The organism is Dyadobacter frigoris (assembly GCF_005280585.1).
Lineage (GTDB): Bacteria > Bacteroidota > Bacteroidia > Cytophagales > Spirosomataceae > Dyadobacter > Dyadobacter frigoris.
The window spans coordinates 672,190-690,299 of record NZ_SZVO01000002.1 but is presented as its reverse complement, the minus strand read 5'-3'; the positions used below and the strand labels follow the sequence as shown (position 1 = coordinate 690,299).

The 18,110-nt window shown below is 39.9% G+C and carries 14 protein-coding genes; 7 read left to right on the top strand and 7 right to left on the bottom strand.

Features of this window, described 5'->3' with window-relative positions; translation table 11 throughout:
• From FDK13_RS06535 to FDK13_RS06510, 6 genes are all read left to right on the top strand, one after another.
• A complete protein-coding gene (locus FDK13_RS06535; protein ID WP_137339174.1) occupies positions 1-1,659 on the top strand; it encodes a SusD/RagB family nutrient-binding outer membrane lipoprotein in 1,659 nt (552 codons plus the stop codon).
• Positions 1,660-2,240: 581 nt separating this feature from the next.
• The gene (locus tag FDK13_RS06530; RefSeq protein WP_137339173.1) at positions 2,241-5,699 is read left to right on the top strand and encodes a SusC/RagA family TonB-linked outer membrane protein; all 3,459 of its coding nucleotides are present in this window, start codon (positions 2,241-2,243) and stop codon (positions 5,697-5,699) included.
• Between the two features lie 22 nt (positions 5,700-5,721).
• A complete protein-coding gene (locus FDK13_RS06525; RefSeq protein WP_137339298.1) occupies positions 5,722-7,362 on the top strand; it encodes a SusD/RagB family nutrient-binding outer membrane lipoprotein in 1,641 nt (546 codons plus the stop codon).
• A gap of 108 nt (positions 7,363-7,470) precedes the next feature.
• Positions 7,471-8,775: a hypothetical protein gene (locus tag FDK13_RS06520; protein WP_137339297.1), complete on the top strand. Its 1,305-nt coding sequence runs from the start codon at positions 7,471-7,473 to the stop codon at positions 8,773-8,775.
• A gap of 32 nt (positions 8,776-8,807) precedes the next feature.
• The gene (locus tag FDK13_RS06515) at positions 8,808-10,169 is read left to right on the top strand and encodes a PhoPQ-activated pathogenicity-related family protein (RefSeq protein ID WP_137339172.1); all 1,362 of its coding nucleotides are present in this window, start codon (positions 8,808-8,810) and stop codon (positions 10,167-10,169) included.
• Positions 10,170-10,256: 87 nt separating this feature from the next.
• A complete protein-coding gene (locus tag FDK13_RS06510; protein WP_137339171.1) occupies positions 10,257-12,044 on the top strand; it encodes a purple acid phosphatase family protein in 1,788 nt (595 codons plus the stop codon).
• Between the two features lie 14 nt (positions 12,045-12,058).
• On the opposite strand, the gene FDK13_RS06505 is transcribed toward FDK13_RS06510, so the two are convergent.
• The 7 genes from FDK13_RS06505 to FDK13_RS06475 all read right to left on the bottom strand — a co-directional run bounded on the left by FDK13_RS06505 (position 12,059) and on the right by FDK13_RS06475 (position 16,729).
• Positions 12,059-12,847 (bottom strand): peptidase, encoded by a 789-nt coding sequence (locus FDK13_RS06505; protein ID WP_137339170.1) that lies wholly within the window; start codon positions 12,845-12,847, stop codon positions 12,059-12,061.
• A 49-nt stretch (positions 12,848-12,896) separates the two neighbouring features.
• A complete protein-coding gene (locus FDK13_RS06500; RefSeq protein WP_137339169.1) occupies positions 12,897-13,457 on the bottom strand; it encodes a methyltransferase family protein in 561 nt (186 codons plus the stop codon).
• 125 nt (positions 13,458-13,582) lie between these two features.
• The gene (locus FDK13_RS06495; RefSeq protein WP_137339168.1) at positions 13,583-13,918 is read right to left on the bottom strand and encodes a HepT-like ribonuclease domain-containing protein; all 336 of its coding nucleotides are present in this window, start codon (positions 13,916-13,918) and stop codon (positions 13,583-13,585) included.
• Positions 13,911-14,201 (bottom strand): nucleotidyltransferase family protein, encoded by a 291-nt coding sequence (locus FDK13_RS06490; RefSeq protein WP_137339167.1) that lies wholly within the window; start codon positions 14,199-14,201, stop codon positions 13,911-13,913. The genes FDK13_RS06495 and FDK13_RS06490 overlap by 8 nt, the downstream gene beginning before the upstream one ends.
• A 159-nt stretch (positions 14,202-14,360) precedes the next feature.
• Entirely contained in the window at positions 14,361-14,813 is a 453-nt protein-coding gene (locus FDK13_RS06485) for a GNAT family N-acetyltransferase (RefSeq protein WP_137339166.1), read from the bottom strand.
• Between the two features lie 8 nt (positions 14,814-14,821).
• Positions 14,822-15,352: a GNAT family N-acetyltransferase gene (locus FDK13_RS06480; protein ID WP_170982728.1), complete on the bottom strand. Its 531-nt coding sequence runs from the start codon at positions 15,350-15,352 to the stop codon at positions 14,822-14,824.
• A 90-nt stretch (positions 15,353-15,442) separates the two neighbouring features.
• Positions 15,443-16,729: a hypothetical protein gene (locus FDK13_RS06475; RefSeq protein ID WP_137339165.1), complete on the bottom strand. Its 1,287-nt coding sequence runs from the start codon at positions 16,727-16,729 to the stop codon at positions 15,443-15,445.
• Positions 16,730-16,884: 155 nt separating this feature from the next.
• On the opposite strand from FDK13_RS06475, the gene FDK13_RS06470 reads away from it, so the two are divergent.
• Positions 16,885-18,108 (top strand): DegT/DnrJ/EryC1/StrS family aminotransferase, encoded by a 1,224-nt coding sequence (locus FDK13_RS06470; protein WP_137339164.1) that lies wholly within the window; start codon positions 16,885-16,887, stop codon positions 18,106-18,108.
• Positions 18,109-18,110 lie beyond the last annotated feature (2 nt).

The window sequence follows — 18,110 nt, the reverse complement described above, 5'->3', positions numbered from 1 at the left end:
ATGAAATCTATATTAAAAGTATTTTTAGTAACCACATTGATAGGATTTACTTCCTGTAGTGAGGACGAGTTGCGAACAGCTGATACATTGCAGCAGAAAGATGCCGTGGAGTCGGTTAATGACCCTTATTTACTGGCTTCTATTATCAAGAGAACCTCGCTTTTTTATCAGAAAATGGGTTTTGATACCAGAAAACTTCCGGCCGCTGTACAGCATATGGAAAGTAATTATCAAAGTTCCGACAATTACTATGACGGTTTTAAACTGGCTACTACGGATATGTATGATGCCATGGATATTCTTAAACTGATCGACGGTTCGATTACGCTTGCGCAAAAACGTGGTTCAAAGACGCATGAAGGGATTTTCAAAACATTCCGCGTGTTATTATTCTCTTTCATGACCGATTTTTACGGGGACGTGTATTATTCAGAGGCATTAAAAGCGAGAGAAGGTATTTTGTATCCTAAATATGATAAGGAGCAAGATATTTATACTGGTCTGCTGTCGGAACTGGATGCTGCGGGGACGTTAATTTCGGGTGGAACGGAAGAAGTTTCTACGTCTTATGACTTGATGTTTGCCGGTGACAAAACTAAATGGCAGAAATTTGCCAATTCTGTAAAATTGAGACTGTTAATGCGCGCATCTAATAAGTTAACAGATGCAGGTGCAAAAATTTCGGCTATTGCTGGTAACGTTTTGTCAGAATCTACGGAAAATGCATCGATCGCTTACATCGGAACAACAGGAGACGTTGGAAGTACGCCTGGTAATTCCTGGACGGGCGGTACCGTGAACTGGGGTTCTGTTGACGAATTTAACAAAAGAAGACCTTGTAAAACGTTGGTAGACAAACTTGCTGACCTAAGCGATCCACGGGCAGCCATCTGGTTTGCTCCTGTTGAAAGACCCTGGACGAGTGACAAAAGTCTTAATGGTGTTACGTTTTCAACAACGGATCCAAACGGTTACACTTATTCTTCAACCTGGGAATATATCGACCGTTCGAAAGCTGAGATTGCTGCATTGGCAACGAAGGATATCCTTTTGGATTCCAATAAAGTATACGTTGGCTTTGTAGCAGGTATGCAGGCCGACTGGAAAAATGGAAATGCCCATTACAATACAGCGGACGGTGGCGTAGTTGGAAATTTTAAAGTATCCAAGTTCTCTACCTTGTTCAGACAAAATAAAAGCCCTTTGCTTAAAGCACAGATCATGAACAGTGATGAAGTTCAGTTTTTGCTGGCAGAAGCCGCTGCAAAAGGATTAATCACCGGAAGTGCTGATACCTACTACCGCAAAGGAATTACAAATTCATTGCTCCGCTGGGGGGTTCCTCAGGCAACGATAACGACGTATCTGGCACAAAGCAAAATTGCTTTGCCAACCGATAAATCGGGGCAGCTTGCAAAAATCGCTGAGCAGAAATGGATTTCTTTGTTCCTTGTATCCTCAGAAGCTTACCTTGATTTACGTCGCACCAAATTGCCCGATATTTTCAAAAATGGCCGTTTAGGTAATTATACATTCCCGCTTCGTTACCGCTATCCTGGTAATGAACTTGGACAAAACAGAGACGCTTACGATCTTGGTGTATCGACTTTGTCGCCAGCCGTAGATGATCAGTTCTCTAAAATCTGGCTGCTGCAATAAGTGTCAGGTGTGCCGGAGTCTTGGCCAGAGACGTTTGTTGTCGGGGTTTGTCAGGAAATGGTCATTTGATTGTCAAGGATTGTTCCGAAAATGGCTGATTTTGATAATTGAATAGTAAAAAAATAAGAGTGTAATCCGGAAATGTGCTGAATTGTTATTTCAACCGTTTCCGGATTTTTTTAGGTCTTTTTAACCGTTTACTAAATTATTAGTTTTTTAGTTTTCCGGTAATAGTCCATTCATAGCGTTTCAAAGTAATATCAATGTTTCTTTCCTGCTAATTTCTGACGGGCTGATAATTCGTAATCGGATAGTTATTTCTTTCAAATTAGTATGCATACATAACAAATTCTTAACACAGAAAAATTTGATAATCGGATAGGTCATTTCTGATTATTTAAATAAAAGACTGACAGGTTTAGTCCCGGGCTTTCGCTTCATATTTATCAGGATACAATTTTAATTATCTAAACATTAGTCTATGGAAAAAGCCCTTTTACACTTTTTACGAAATAACCCAATCAAAAATTAGCAATCATTTACCCTTACGTCATGCTACTTAATTAAACCATCGAAAAATTATGAGATCAAATTTTATCAATTTTTATCTGCGGGTTTTTAAACGTCTGCTGATACTCGTAGCGCTGAGTCTCCCGTTTGGCCAAGTGGTCAGGGCCGGAGCTTTTGCGGGAAGCCTGAATGGGAATCCGGAAAAAAAGGCGGACAGAACGATCACCGGGAAGGTTTCCGGCCAGGATGGTGCAAGTATGCCGGGTGTCAACGTCGTATTGAAAGGTACTCAGCGGGGAACCAGTACAAACGCAGCCGGACAATATTCAATTGATGTGACAGGTGATAATCCTGTGCTGGTTTTTTCCTTTGTTGGTTATCTGTTGCAGGAGGTTCAGGTAAATAACCGCAGCGTTGTTGACGTTTCGTTGATTGCCAATACAGAAAATCTTAATGAGGTAACCGTAACGGCCTTAGGTATCAAACGCGAAGATAAGTCGCTGGGATATTCAGTAGGAAAAGTGGACGGTAAGGAATTCAACCGTGTTTCACAGGAAAACGTACTAAATGCTATGGCTGGAAAAGTGGCGGGTGTTGCCATCAGTTCTACCGGTGCAACGGGTTCTTCGGTGAGTATGGTTATCCGTGGTGCAAAATCTTTGAGTAATGATAATCAGCCTTTATTTGTAGTAGATGGAGTTCCGATTGCCAATACCTTAAATAACGTAACCGAGATTGGAACCGATAACAAAGTGGATTATGGCAATGCACTTTCCAGCATTAACCCGGATGATATTGAAAATGTTTCTATCCTGAAAGGCCCGAGTGCAGCCGCACTTTATGGTTCAAGAGCAGGAAATGGTGTTGTTTTGATCACAACAAAAAGTGGTTCAAAAGTAAAGAAAATGACGGTTACCCTTACTTCAAATACCGTTTTTGATAAACCATATAAATATTTGAAATGGCAGACAGAATTCGGATCGGGCCAATATTCAGCCATTCCAACTTCTATTACAAACAATCCATACAGTAATCCTTTTGGAAAACTGGTGGATGAAAGTATTACAGCAACTTATGGAGCAGCACTGGATAAAGGTTATGAAGCTGTACAATGGAACAGTCCTATCGGAGCAGACGGAAAACAGATTGCCATGCCGCTGGTTTCGCATAAAAACAACGTTAAGAATTTTGTACAAACTGGTATTACAACAACAAACGGTGTATCCATTTCCAACAGCACGGATATGGTAACGTATCGTTTGTCCTACGCCAATATGACAAACCGTGGTATTATTCCAAATTCAGATTTGTTCAGAAATAGTTTAAGCCTGAACACATCGGTTAAGGTTAGCCAGAAAGTGAGAGTGAGCAGTAATTTGGATTTTAGTCGTAACAATTCTAATAACCGCCCTGCCGGAAACAGAGGAACAAATCCACTTCAATGGGCTTACGGAGTTTCGCCGCATACGGATATCCGTGATTTGAAAGATTACTGGCTGCCGGGACAAGAAGGTTTGCAGCAACGCTCTCAATATAAAGGCGTTTTCAACAATCCTTATTTCCTTGCAAACGAGGTGAAAAACAGTTTTGTAAGAGACCGCGTTTTTGGAAATGTAAAAGCAGAATGGCAGATTACACCAGAATTGAGCATTTTTGGACGTTATTCTCTTGATACATATCAGGAAAAAAGACAAACAACAATTGCTAATAGTTATACCTCTGAGCCAAATGGAGCCTATGGTTTGACCAATATCGCAACGTTTGAAAGCAATACGGATTTCCTTGCCACCTATCATAAAACACTGAAAAGTTTCGCATTCTCAATATCTGCGGGTGCAAATGACAGAAATCAGAATGGCTCTACTGTGGCCAATTCTTCTACCAATGGTACGGGCCTGATTGTTCCGGGCGTTTTCACAATTCAGAATATTTTACCTGCAAACCTCACTTATAACAGCAGTTCTTACAAAAGATCAGTTTACAGTGCTTACGCATTGGCCAATTTGAGCTACAAGGAAATGGTGTATCTTGATATAACAGCCAGAAATGACTGGACAAGTACATTACCGGCCGCCAACAATTCTTATTTTTACCCTTCGGCATCTTTGAGTCTTTTGATCAATGAAATGATTCCGATGACGGATAAGATCAATATGCTGAAAATTAGAGGAGGTGTCGCACAAGTTGGTAATGATGCGAATCCTTATTCATTGTTAAGCACGCTGGGCAATGCCGGAACCTGGAATGGTGTTCCAAGACTTACTGTGCCCGGTAATCTTTTCAACCTGAACCTGAAACCGGAAATTTCTACCTCTTATGAAGTAGGAGCAGACCTGAATATGTTCCAGAACAGGTTACGTTTCGGTGCGACCTATTATATGGCCGAAAATAAAAACCAGATTTTAAGCACGAAACTACCTCCATCATCGGGTTATACCACAAAAAGTATCAACGCCGGACTTTTAGAAAGTAAAGGTATAGAATTGACTTTGGGCGGAACGCCTCTAAATAAAAACGGATGGCGCCTGGATGTCAATGCTAACCTTAGCAGGAACCGTACCACAATTAAAAGATTGTCGGATGACCTGCCGTATTTTACCTTATGGACAGATGCAAAAGGTGGTGCCTGGACTTATGTTGGCGAACAGGTTGGGGATATTTACGATGCGCAGGTTGTAACGGTAACAGACAAAACTTCGCCTTACTATGGTTATCCGATTCTGGATAAAACCGGTAAATGGCAGTCTGTGGATGCGATTAATACAAAAAATAAAATTGGCAATTTCAATCCTAAATTCACACTTGGCGGCCAGGTTTCACTTGCGTATAAGGGATTCAGTTTAAATATGACGTTTGACTGGCGTAATGGTGGAAGTTTTGTTTCACAAACCTATCGTTACGGTGAAGAAGATGGTCATTCACAACTTTTTTATGACAAGCTGATCAATCCAAACGGGCTGAGCGGTGATGCATTAAGAGATCACCTGGTAGCAAATCAGGAAAAACAGATCAAAATTAACGGAAACGTATTTCCACTTGTAGGAGGTCCAACACCGGATTATGGAAGTTTTCCGGTTAATTATAGCGGCATTCCTCTTCCTCATGGTGGAGTTTTCATTCCAGGTGTTATTGCGACAGGTTATGATGCAGCAGGAAATCCTACTGGCTATAAGGAAAATCTGGGTGGAACCGGAACACAATTTCTGCCACTAGCGGGCGCCACAACCTGGTCGTTCACACGTCCATTTACCTATGATGCTTCTTTTGTCAAATTGAGAGAAATATCGTTCGGATATGATCTGCCTGTGAATTTTGCGAAAAAGATTGGTATGCAAAGTGCCAATTTCTCGGTTTACAGCAGAAATATTATTCTTTGGACAAAAGCCAAAATTAACATTGATCCTGAAACAGCTTTTCAGGTTGAATCCGGTACACAAGGTTCTGGAAGCCAGTTTAAACAGGGAATTGAAAGATACAATGTTACGCCCTGGGTTATTCCTGTTGGATTTAAGCTTGGTTTAACTTTTTAAAAACGGTTCAAATTGATTCATGATGAAGACTACATATATAAAATCAATCGTACTGATGGTGTCAGTATTTCTTGCCTCTTCCTGTAAAGATTTAACGGAGGTGAACAAGAACCCAAACGGCGTGGACCCCACTTCGGCCAACCCAAATCTGGTACTTTCTACAGTGCTTACTGAAACCGGAAAACAGCTTGTAAGCCTGAATTATGACCAGATCATTGGCGGCCTGATGCAGCATACGCAAAAGGATGGATGGAGCGGTGATCACAACGATTACGACTGGGGGCAAACCAATACATGGAGCGGCTGGTATGCCATTCTTACCAATAACCAATATGTTTATGATCGCGCTGTGGAATTAAATTTTCCGCTGCAACAAGGCGTATCGCTGGTCATGAAGTCAATGGTTTTTGGTCTGATCACCGATCTTTGGGGCAATGCTCCCTATTCACATGCTTTAAAGGCATCGTTGGGTGGTTCTGAAAATATATTTCCGGCTTTTGACAGTCAGGAAGATATATACACCGGAATACTGGCAGATCTTGACAAAGCAAATACGCTTTTGTCAAAATCCAAAGCGGAATATAATAGCACGATCGCTACTCCGGATGTATATTATGCAGGTGATCCTGCCAAATGGAGAAAACTTGCCAATTCTTTGGCACTGAGATATTACATGCGGATTTCTGATAAAAAACCTGAGGTTGCCAAAGCCGGAATTGAGAAAATTGTTGGTAACGCAACACAATATCCAATCATGAATGTTGCGGCTGACGATGCAACAATGGGTTTTGCCGGAAACAGCAGCGCGGATTCATGGCCGGCCAACACAAGAGATGATGCAAGCGAAAGTAATTACAGAAGAATAAAAATGTGTAATACTTTGGTAAAAGCAATGCTTGGCGTAAATGATCCGCGCCTGGGTGTCTGGGCAAATAAAGTGCAGATTCCACTGGTTATCGATCCAACACTACCTGCGAAATCAGATGTAATTAAAAACGGAAAACGTTATTTGTCACCGGATAAAGTAGCCGGCATTCCAATCGATACCAATCAGAATTATGTTGGTTTGCCTGTTTCACTTTTATCGGGAGCAAGTTACAACATGAGCCCAACCGCTGCACAAGGTGCTGACAATCCGCATGTTTCCTGGTTAAATACGATGTATAAAGCCCCAAAAGGTGATTTGCTGAAAGCAAGATTAATGTCGGCTGCAGAGGTCCATTTTATTCTGGCCGAGGCTGCGCAAAAAGGATGGGCAGCCGGTGATGCGGAAACGCACTACAAAGCGGCGATTCAGGCTTCGTTTACAGCCTGGGGACTGGCAAGTTCTTATGCCGCTTACGTAGCACAGCCTGGCGTTGCATATAACAAAACACAGAAACAGATCATTGAGCAAAAATGGATTGCAAGCTGGACAGCCGCAAGTGAAGCCTGGTTTGATTATAAAAGAACGGGTTATCCTGTACTTCAAACCGGTCCACAGGGCAAAAGAGCTGTACTTCCGGTCAGGTTTTATTATATGCTTGATGAGAGAAATCTTAATAAAGCAAACGCTGACGATGCGATCAATAAGCTGGAATCAACAACTTATTCTGCGGCGGATGGGAAAAACAGTGCATGGTCAAAGCCGTGGGTAATTCAGGGTGCAGGCAAACCTTGGTAGAAATAATAGCAAAGGAATAGTACGGTGAGGTTTTAATCTGAGTATAACCTTTGGTGAATGTAAATAGAGGGCAGTGACGAGCTGCCCTCATTATTATTAAAGTTGATGATGAGAAAAGCATTTTTGATTTATCTGAGCCTTATTTTTCTAACAGTTTCGAGCTGTTTTGCCCAAAGTTTTAAGGCAGCAGGTGCCGTCAGAATCATTACGCCAAATCCGCTTTTGCCAGTTTTGGGAGGTATTGGAACACCAAAAAAATCAACCGAAAAAAATGGTGATCTGTTTGCCCGGGTTTTAGTTTTGGAAAAAGGTGCAACCCGAATTGCCATAGTCAATGTGGATAATCTGGGTTGGCCGGCTGCTTTGGGGAATAAATCCAGAGCGTTGATTAAAGGTATCGCTCCTGAAAATGTTTTGATAGGCGCTACGCATACTCATAGCGGGCCGGATGCTTATGCTTTTCCAAATGAAAAAGGTGAAACTTTTGCCGATTTGAATTATCTGGATTGGTGTACAAAACAGATCGCCGATGCAGTGAATGAAGCCGTCAAAAATCTGGAACCGGCTTCTTTGAAAATTGCAGTAGGAGAGGCAAAAGGGAAAATTGCTTATAATTATTATGCTGATCAGCTTTATGATCCGCGTTGCGGAGTCATTCAGGCGATTTCAAATTCAGGGAAAAACAAAGGAAAAGTTATTGCGACGTTGGTCAATTATGCAATTCACCCGGAAGTCATTGGCTCGGGAAGAGGGATTTTAAGTCCCGATCTCTGCGGGCCACTTTATGAAAGAATAGAATCTCAAACGGGTGGCATCGCTCTTTTTATGAATGGCGCGCAAGGGGGAATGGTCACAGCTGATAACCGGACGGAGGATAAAAAAGAAGCAAATAACTGGCAGGAATGCAAACGTATCGGTGAACTGCTGGCCGATGAGGCATTGCGAATTGTTAACACAGCAGAAATTCAGCAGAATCCCTCACTTTATTGTACTTCAAGAAAAATTGAATTTCCGGTGGATTCTGAGATTATGCGATACATTCTTAAAAATTCTCCTATCAAAAATGAAATGTCTGGTCCGAATAAAGTTTCAACACAACTGAATCTTTTGAACATCGGAACCGCCCAGATTTTAACGATTCCCGGGGAAGCACTTCCTAACATTGGCTATTATGTAAAACGGAAAATGAATACAAAATTACCATTTCTGTTTGGGTTGACGAATGACGCTTTTGGTTATATGCTGACAAAAGTAGATTTCAACAGTTTCAAGCGTTACGAGTATGTAAGCAGAACAAGCCTGGGAGAAATGACAGGCGAAATTTATATTGAACAAGCACTGAAACTGATTTCAGAAAGTCCTAAGCCGGAAGGTTTTGACACGAATATTGTACAAAGTAATGCTAACAAATAATTTTTAATTCAATAAACAAAACCTTCTGCGCAATGAGAAAGAATAGATTTGGTTTGGCCCTGAAAATACTTTTTATCCAATTAATTTTTACGTTTACCGTACAGGCACAAAAAGCAATAACACCGGAAACTGCCCTTCAAAGTTATCTTGACAATGGAGATAAATCATTAAAATGGGAATTGAAAGATACCTATACGCAAAATGATGTCACTTTTTATAATCTTCTTGTAACGTCGCAAAAGTGGCGTGAGTTTACGTGGACGCATCAAATGACAATCATGGTGCCGAAGGATAATAAATTTGACGGGGCATTGCTGTTCATAACCGGCGGATCCAATAAAGATGAACTTCCGAATTGGAATAATAAAAAAGATGACGATTTACTGGTAACACTTGGCGGGGTTGCCAAATCCAATAATGCTATTGTTACCTTATTAAAACAAACGCCAAACCAGCCATTTTTTGGAGATTTGACAGAGGATGCGTTGATTTCTTATACGCTGCATAATTTCAAAAAGGATAAGGATTATAGCTGGCCGTTACTTTTCCCAATGGTAAAAAGTGCTGTGCGCGCTATGGATGTTGTTCAGGAATTTTCAAAACAAAAACTGAAACATGAAGTAAATCGCTTTGTCGTTTCCGGCGCTTCAAAACGTGGCTGGACAACCTGGCTTACGGGCGCTAATGACAAACGGGTAGTTGCAATTGCCCCAATGGTAATTGACATTCTGAATATGCCTGTGAGCCTTGAATACCAGATAAAATCCTGGGGTGATTACAGCATCCAGATCGAGGATTATGTAAAACTTGGCATTCCGCAAAACAGTAAAACGCCGGATGGTGCGGCTATCACAACCATGATCGATCCGTATTCCTACCGTGCAAAACTGACGATGCCGAAATTAATTATCATGGGGACAAACGATGAATATTGGGTGGTGGATAATATTAAAAATTATCTGAAAGATATTCCGGGGAATAATATGCTGCACTATGTTCCGAATGCAGGCCACAACCTTGGCGGTGGAAAACAGGCTATGGAGGCTTTGAGCGCTTTTTTTGGTAATACGATGACAAAAAGCCCTTATCCGGTTTGCGAATGGAAAGAAACTGCGGATAAAAAGGGTGTAAATATTGCTGTAAAAGCCTCCGCGGATCCTTTGGTGGACGTAATTCTCTGGTCGGCGGACTCAAAAGACCAGGATATCAGAGACGATAAATGGACGAGTAAAAGTCTGGGTATCAAAAACAAAGCAAAAATTAATGTAAATCAGGCATTTCCCCCAAGTGGTTTCCGAGCATTTTATGTTGATTTGAAATACAAGGATGCTAATGGTGGTACATACACGGAAAGTACACGCGTTTTCCTTACTAATGATAAAGCAGTATTGTAATTTTTGGAAGTGAAAATACAGTAACAGCATCGTTTTTTAACGATGCTGTTACTTTTTTGATTATTAAACTAAACTTACCTTTTCGTTATGAAATCTCCTTTTACTCTTAAAAATATTGTTTTTTGCCTGCTGCTTTCTTTTATTTTTTTGTCATGCAAAAATGAAAAATCAACCGAACCCGGTACGGTAAAAACGGTAATAGATGAAGCCGTTACCAGGCTTTACAAAAATCTGAAACCTGCCCAGCTGGACACGATTTCGGAAAAATATATTATGACTTTTTTGAAAAAAGATGAGCTTCATACGCTGGCGACAAAGTTCTGGACTTTTGATGTAAACGTTCCGGTGACGGTTTCATTAATGAGAGATTCAGAACAGAAAGTAATACCATTCTGGATCGAAGAAAGCGGATTTAAAAAGACAGAAATGTTTGTCAAAAATGAAAGCTATACTTACGAAGTCTGGCAGAAAAATTTCGATGCTGGGAAAATTGAATTAGGTATTAACGGTTTTGATAAAAACCGGCCTGTCTATTTTATCAGCGTAGGCCCGCAGAAAAAAGGCGATGATTTAAAAATTACAAATATATTGCCTTCGGAATTTCCATTGATGACGATGAAAAAGGGCGGCTTTACGTACCACGACTGGGATAGTCTGATTTTGACAGAAATGCCGGAATCTCTGGTTGGACAAAAACTTTTTACAACTGTCCGTGGAAGAGCAAGAGAAGCCCATTTGGTGGGAGCGTTCAGAAAAACGTTGTTCCCTTCTTCCCAAAATCCTGACCAGATTATGCTGACATGGAGTGATGGTCCTAAAACATCGGTGAATGTTCAATGGAGAACGAATATGGAAGCGAAAGATGGCGTTGTGAAATATTGGAAGGATAAGTCTGCTGATACTTTGACATCAACCGCTACTGTATTTAAAATGGAAGACAGATTGCTGCAAAATGATCGTTATGTTAACCGTTTTACTGCAAAACTTACAGGTTTGAAATCGGGAACAAAATATCAGTATGTCGTGGGCTCGAAAACGGGAGAATGGTCAATTCCAGCAAGCTTTAAAACAGAATCACCTGTTAATGAAGGCTTTTCATTTATCTGGTTTGGAGATACGCACAAATCGCCGATCTGGGGAGATATGGCGCAGAAGGCTTTAAAACGACATCCTGAAATTTCCTTTTTTGACATCGCCGGAGATCTTGTCAGTACCGGTTTGAACCGTGATGAATGGGATGAATTATGGCAGTATTCAGGTGGCGTATTTCGTCAAAAACCTTTGATGCCCGTTCCTGGAAATCATGACAGCCAGGACGGATTAGGCGCGGGCATGTATCAGGAAATGTTCAGTTTACCCGAGAATGGCCCGAAAGGTTTGCCAAAAGAAATGACTTATGCTTTCAATTATCAGGATGCTTTATTTTTGATGATTGACGCGACACTTTCTGTGCCGGCTCAAAGTGCCTGGGTTGAAGAAAAGCTTAAAACCTCAAAGGCAAAATGGAAGTTTGTTTTCTTCCATTTTCCGCCTTACAATTTTGTTGAACCCTATGATGAAATCCGAAAAGAGTGGGGGACATTGTTCGACAAATATCATGTGGATATGGTCATGAATGGGCATATGCACTATTATTTGAGAACAAAACCGATGAATAACGGTAAGGAAATGAAATCTCCGGCGGAAGGTACTATTTACACCATGTCAATCAGTATTCCGGGCAAACAGGAAGAATGGCTTCCGGAAGATTACGCCGTAGTCCGCTATAAAGACGGGCCACTTTATCAGCATATTTCAATGAAGGGAAATACGCTGATTTATAAATGTTTTGATCCGGCAGGAAATGTGAAAGATGAATTTAAGATTGTAAAATAGGTCTTAGTCTATAATTACTTTATTCCATATCGTTGATAGTCTGAAAAATAGATTACTATTTTTTTGTTATTGCTGAAATATGGGTAAAATAGTTGATACTGACCATTTTCTGCCGAAAATTTTATGTCCTTGCTACCTTTTTCAAAAACTTTGTAGAGATATTCCCGCTCTTCCTTTGTCGTCGCCTGAATGTATGTCATTCTGGATGGAGGCAAGGTATCGTTGACCGGCTGGAAATTTCTAAATCCAAGCAAAACTCTTGAATTATCTATGGAATCTGAAACGATGACAGTAATGCTCGGGAAATTTTTATCGGTCTTCGACAACAAATCCAGTATGTGCTCGGTTTCCATAATCCATTTTTTATCAAAGGAATAATTAACAAGTTTATCCGCTTTTTTTGAGTTGTCATTAATAATCGACTGTGCAGATTGTATCAAAAGTTTTTCCTTGTTTTCTGAAGTTAAATAGTCCCCGAAAAACAATAGTCCCAAAATGACTGGAAAGGTAAGTGCCAAGAGCCATTTCAGTTGTTTTGAGGCTGTTTTTGTGGGATTGATTTCGTCCAGATTATGTTTTTCAGCAATTCTTGTAAGGTTGAACATCAGATTGGTGATCAACGCTCCAAACATTAACGCCAAAATTCCAATTATACTGGTGAAGAATGTTTCGGTTATTTTCTCCCGGAAGAGTTTCAGTCCAAAAACCTGGTACGAAATAAAAATGAAGACCCAATAAATTAAGAGGGTGATGGCGATAGTGCCGATGATGTTGCTTAGTCTTACCAGCGTTTTGGGATTCATTGTGTGTGTAATTTACTTGCGAAATAAAAAGGATTGAAATAGATAATTTTTAATAAATAAAAGGAATAATTCCTCTTGTACTTTTCTTATAATCAAGATATTCAGAACCAAACTGGCCAATCAATATTTTCTCTTCAATTTTGATACGAAAAATAAAAACTGTCATCACTGAAACCACGATTAAAATCAATCCTGGCCAGGTGTTAATGGAAATTCCAAAACCTATAAAAGATATCAGCGAAGCGAAATAGGAGGGATGGCGTAAATATTTATACAAACCGTCTTTTTTAAGTTTATGGTCTTCCCGGATCGTTACATCTACTGTAAAATATTTCCCCAGAGACAACACAGCAGCGATTCTCAGTATAATACCCAGGAAAATAATTCCTAATCCGATATAGCGAATCATGGTATTGGGATAAATAGGGAAGTAGTATTTAATTGAAATGTAAACGGCTAAAACAATGGCAGCAACCACCGTAATCCAGATAATAAGCAAGGAGTTTTTATCCGCGTTTTGCTTGTCCGTACTTTTAGAACGTAACAACCGGTTCAGTAAAGTCTCAGACAAAAACCAGATAATGTAAATAGCAGTAAAAGCGGGGTTCATGAGATCAGGCCGAGTAAGTGTTGGTAACTTGCTTTTAAATCCTAATTTATGGTAAAGAATTAATTAATTTTTAGATAGGTAGTACTAGTACCTCTAAGTAATTTTCGTAAAAGCTTTTTAATTTATCAGATATCTATCTGTTCTAACCGGAATATTAGATTTGGCAGGAAAAAACTCTTCACTTCCCATACAATGGAGTAGTCTATTCCAAAATAATCATGTACAATTCTATTTCTAAAACCCCTGATTCTGTGCCAATCTATGGAAGAGTGCTGATCTTTGAAATCTTCGGATAACCTGTTTGCAGCTTCGCCAATTATTTCAAAATTTCTTATAACTGCATCAACTGTTTTACTGTCATTAATAAACTCGTCAAAGGACAGTTCCTTAGTATATTGAAGAATTTTATTTCCGCTTTCAATAATATCTTCAATAAGAAGAGCTGGTTGCCTTTTAGACATATACTATTTCAGATTCTATGGCGCTGAAATATTTTGGTTTAATACCCTTTTTTGAAACCAGATCAACAGGTTTATTAAGTTCTTTTTCGATAAAATCGGCAAGATCGACGAATTCAATGCCAATTGGTTTGCTGAAATCAACGATAATATCAATGTCACTGGAAGCGTTAAAGTCATTTCTGACAATGGATCCAAAAAGGCCGATCGAGCTAACATTGAATTTCCTTATTAACTCAGGTTTGAGTTTGCTCAGAATTTGTTTTATGTGCGTAAGTTCCTTCATATAACAAATATAGCGATTCTAAAAGATCGATTTCAATATGATATTAGCATTGATCAGAAAATTTAAATTACCCTATCGGTTATCCAAACTCCACCTTAACTAAAATATCGAAAATTTTTTATCCCATTATAGGAAAGCATTTAAAAAAATACTAATTGTTTATAGTTCTGCTGCTTTGTTACCAAGCCATTTTCCATAAGTCATTTCAAATCTGATCTGGCTTGTTCCGTATTTTCCGGTTTCTGTCCAGCCACTTTTTCTGTAAAAGTGATCAGCCCTGGTTCCGGGAGTGGTACTGAGCCATACGGCATCGGTTTTTTTTGAAAAATACCAGTCCAGCATCATGTCGTGAAGCTGTCTTCCAATCCCTTGTTTTTCAAATTCAGGTTTCAAAAAAAGAGCCCAGATGTTATTTTCCTGCAAATCTGCAATGGCAAATCCAACAATATCATTGTCAACTTCACAAACCCATCCTTTTCCCCTTACCGTTAGATATTCAATACAATCTTTGTCTGTTACAAGGCTGGGATCAGATAAAATATTTTCATTAACGGCGTGCCTGACAATCTGGATTTGCGGAATATCATCCGTTTTGGCTTCTCTGAAAATCATATAGCTTATTATTTAATAACAGGCAGTTTCATCATGATATCAGTTTGTATATCACTTCCAAGTGTAAAACTATGTTTGTCAAATGGAATAAACCCGTTCTTTTCATAAAATTTTATGGCTTTCTCATTTTTCTCCCAAACACCAAGCCATATGTATTTCAGGCCATGATTTTTGGCAATTTTTAATGTTTCACCGAAAAGAAATTGCCCTGCTCTTTGGCCATGAAATTCCTGCAATACGTAAATTCTTTCTATTTCCAGGGCATCGTTGTCCTTTAACTCGGTTTGTGCATTTCCAAAATTGATTTTGAGATAACCGATTGGTGTATCGTTCAGTTTTGCGAAATAGAAAGCTGAACCCGGATTGGCAATTTCTTTGATAAGTTTCTCGTCTGTGAAGCCGGAATGCAGATAATGCTGGATGTTTTCTTCTGTGTTGACCGGAGCAAAAGTTTCCAGAAAAGTTTGTTTGCTCAGTTCTTGTAATTCTCCGAGATCGGAAGAAATAACCTTTACTAACTCGATTTTTGTAATGTCCATTATTGATCTGATATTATTATGCTATTCAATCAGGAATATACATAATCAAAATATCAGATCAAATAGTGAGGACTTATGGCACTAAACGTTTCATTCAAACCGGTTATGTGCGCCTTTTAATTCTCCATGAGAACTAATCGCAACAACTACGATCAAGGCAATAAAGGCTAATAAAAAAATAAAATTAATAGCCCAGCGGCTAAAATTCAAGCCTCTATTGGTAAAACCAGGCTGAAATTTTCCAATAAAAAATCCGATTATCAGTACGTTGATAATGTAAAGATATTGCTCAATTCTGTACAAACTCATGAACGCGCAGGTGATCAGAATGCTGTAAATAGTATACAATCCCAAATGCCCAAGGAAAAACCGGTTCGCTTCCTGATAACCGATGGTGATCGTATTTTCTTTATTTTTGAAATAAAGAATGTAAAGCCAATAGCCGGAAGTTATTATTATCAACAGTAACGCTACCCATTGAACGGATTTGGTTATTCCTGTGGCATCTGCTAGGGGCGCAAAACTTTGAATTGTTTCAACCAGCCGCTTGGTTTCAAAGGATTGATCCCAAACGAAAAAGGGAATTATCAAGGTTAATATCAGAAGCGGAGCAATGAGTTTATTCCGCTTCGTTTTTATTTCGGTAACAGGCCATTCGGAAGTGAAAGTCCCGTAAGCCATTCCCAAGCCACCGAAAAATCCGATAGAATATTCCATCACATTCCAGAAGTTGAATTTAATCTCCGAAACGTGGCCCATAATTTGTAAAAAGTTACCAAAAGCAAATCCAAAACCAGCCCCAAATCCGGCAAAAATGGCCACCCGAATAGCCGAATATTGTTTTTGACGAATCATATACCAAAACATGGCAATGGTCATTCCAAGGCATGTTGCCCAATATTCACCGCGCGGAGGCGTCATGAGCCATCCAAATTCTTCGACTAACAAATAGTAAAAAATGATTCCGCCAATAGTCATTTCAACGATTAAATTGTACCATTTTACGGGTTTTTCATTGCTGTCACCAAGAGCGATTCCAAACAGACCGCCTCCAAGCAAACCAAATAATCCGCCAATAATAAATAGCATTAACAGACCGTAATATGCATTTCCAAATTCAGTACTTCGTCCATAACCTACTACAAGTCCATAACTTGCCATTCCGGCGACTCCCCAACCCGCTGCGGACGCAAGTGCGAGTTGAAAAATTTTGGCATACCAATCCTGCCTTTTGGCCAGTAAAACAATGCTTATTGCGCCAAAACTTCCCGCCCAAGCCGCTCCTTGTTCATGTCCAAACTGGCCACGAATGGCCCAGGCGGTGGCTAATGACATGGCTGCAATGAAAATACCGGGTAGGAGTTTTTGATTTTTCATGGAGGAAATGACGGGTTTAGGGTTATAGAAATATTACTGTATAATATCAAAAACAGGCTATGTTCCCGTAGCGAATTTGGAGTAAATAGTCTTAATTACAATTTCCAAAGTATGTGATAGAGAGATATCAATTTAGAAATTATACCAAATCGGGGATGAGCCAACTATTAGCAATTGACGGTGGAGAAAAATCTGTAAAACGTAACTTCCCCTGGCCAATTTTTGACGAACAGGAAGTACAGGTTGTGTCGGAGGTTATATCCAGCGGAAAGTGGGGGAATCCTGATTGTGGTGACGAGGTTGAAAAATTTGAAAAAGAATTTGCAGCTTTTTGCGGTAGTAAATATGCTGTGAGTTGTGTGAACGGTTCTGTCTCGCTTCGATTGGCTTTGATTGCCTGTGGTGTAAAACCGGGCGACGAGGTGATCGTACCACCCTATACGTTTATTGCCACCGCCTCGACAGTGATTGAATGTAATTGTGTTCCGGTTTTTGTTGATATCCATCCGGACACGTATAATCTTGATCCCGCTAAAATTGAAGCGGCGATCACTTCGCGTACCAAGGCTATTATTCCGGTTCATTTTGGCGGTTTGGCCTGTGATATGGATGCGATCCTGGATATTGCCAAAAGACATAATTTACGTGTGATCGAAGATGCCGCTCACGCACATGGTGCGGAATATAAAGGGAAAAAACTGGGGTCAATAGGTGACGCTGGCAGTTTTAGTTTTCAATCATCCAAAAACCTGACGGCTGGTGAAGGAGGAATTGTGGTAACTGACGATGATGATTTATATGCGATAATGAATTCTCTGCGCAATGTTGGGCGTATTGAAGGCGGACAATGGTACGACCATTACAATCCCGGTTGTAATTACCGGATCACGCAAATGCAGGCAGTTTTGCTGTCACAACAATTAAAACGATTACCAAGCCAAACGGAAAAAAGGAATAAGAACGGGCTGTACCTGACTGAATTATTTGAAAATATTGAAGGAATATTGCCCTTGGTGCGAAGTGAAGAAATCACGATGCATTGTTATCACATTTATATTTTCAAATACGATGCCTCTAAATTTGGAGATATACCAAAGGATAAATTTGTAGAAATGCTTGCTGCCGAAGGCGTTCCATGTTTCAAAGGTTATCCACATCCTTTGTACAAACAACCGCTTTTTCAAAACAAAAATTTTATGTGTTACGCGATTCCCGAAACTGTGGATTATACTGATGTAATTTGTCCGGTTGCTGAGGCAGCCTGTACTACCGAAGCGGTATGGATTTTACAAAATGGAATGCTGGGGGAACGGGAGGATATGGAAGGGTTTGTAGATGCGGTTTTGAAGATTCAGAGGGCTGTGGTATTAAAGATTTGAGA

Bases quoted from the DNA above. Each gene is read 5' to 3' on its own strand.
- FDK13_RS06535 (WP_137339174.1), top strand. From the start codon at position 1: ATGAAATCTATATTAAAAGTATTTTTAGTAACCACATTGATAGGATTT.
- FDK13_RS06530 (WP_137339173.1), top strand. From the start codon at position 2,241: ATGAGATCAAATTTTATCAATTTTTATCTGCGGGTTTTTAAACGTCTG.
- FDK13_RS06525 (WP_137339298.1), top strand. From the start codon at position 5,722: ATGAAGACTACATATATAAAATCAATCGTACTGATGGTGTCAGTATTT.
- FDK13_RS06520 (WP_137339297.1), top strand. From the start codon at position 7,471: ATGAGAAAAGCATTTTTGATTTATCTGAGCCTTATTTTTCTAACAGTT.
- FDK13_RS06515 (WP_137339172.1), top strand. From the start codon at position 8,808: ATGAGAAAGAATAGATTTGGTTTGGCCCTGAAAATACTTTTTATCCAA.
- FDK13_RS06510 (WP_137339171.1), top strand. From the start codon at position 10,257: ATGAAATCTCCTTTTACTCTTAAAAATATTGTTTTTTGCCTGCTGCTT.
- FDK13_RS06505 (WP_137339170.1), bottom strand. From the start codon at position 12,847: ATGAATCCCAAAACGCTGGTAAGACTAAGCAACATCATCGGCACTATC.
- FDK13_RS06500 (WP_137339169.1), bottom strand. From the start codon at position 13,457: ATGAACCCCGCTTTTACTGCTATTTACATTATCTGGTTTTTGTCTGAG.
- FDK13_RS06495 (WP_137339168.1), bottom strand. From the start codon at position 13,918: ATGTCTAAAAGGCAACCAGCTCTTCTTATTGAAGATATTATTGAAAGC.
- FDK13_RS06490 (WP_137339167.1), bottom strand. From the start codon at position 14,201: ATGAAGGAACTTACGCACATAAAACAAATTCTGAGCAAACTCAAACCT.
- FDK13_RS06485 (WP_137339166.1), bottom strand. From the start codon at position 14,813: ATGATTTTCAGAGAAGCCAAAACGGATGATATTCCGCAAATCCAGATT.
- FDK13_RS06480 (WP_170982728.1), bottom strand. From the start codon at position 15,352: ATGGACATTACAAAAATCGAGTTAGTAAAGGTTATTTCTTCCGATCTC.
- FDK13_RS06475 (WP_137339165.1), bottom strand. From the start codon at position 16,729: ATGAAAAATCAAAAACTCCTACCCGGTATTTTCATTGCAGCCATGTCA.
- FDK13_RS06470 (WP_137339164.1), top strand. From the start codon at position 16,885: ATGAGCCAACTATTAGCAATTGACGGTGGAGAAAAATCTGTAAAACGT.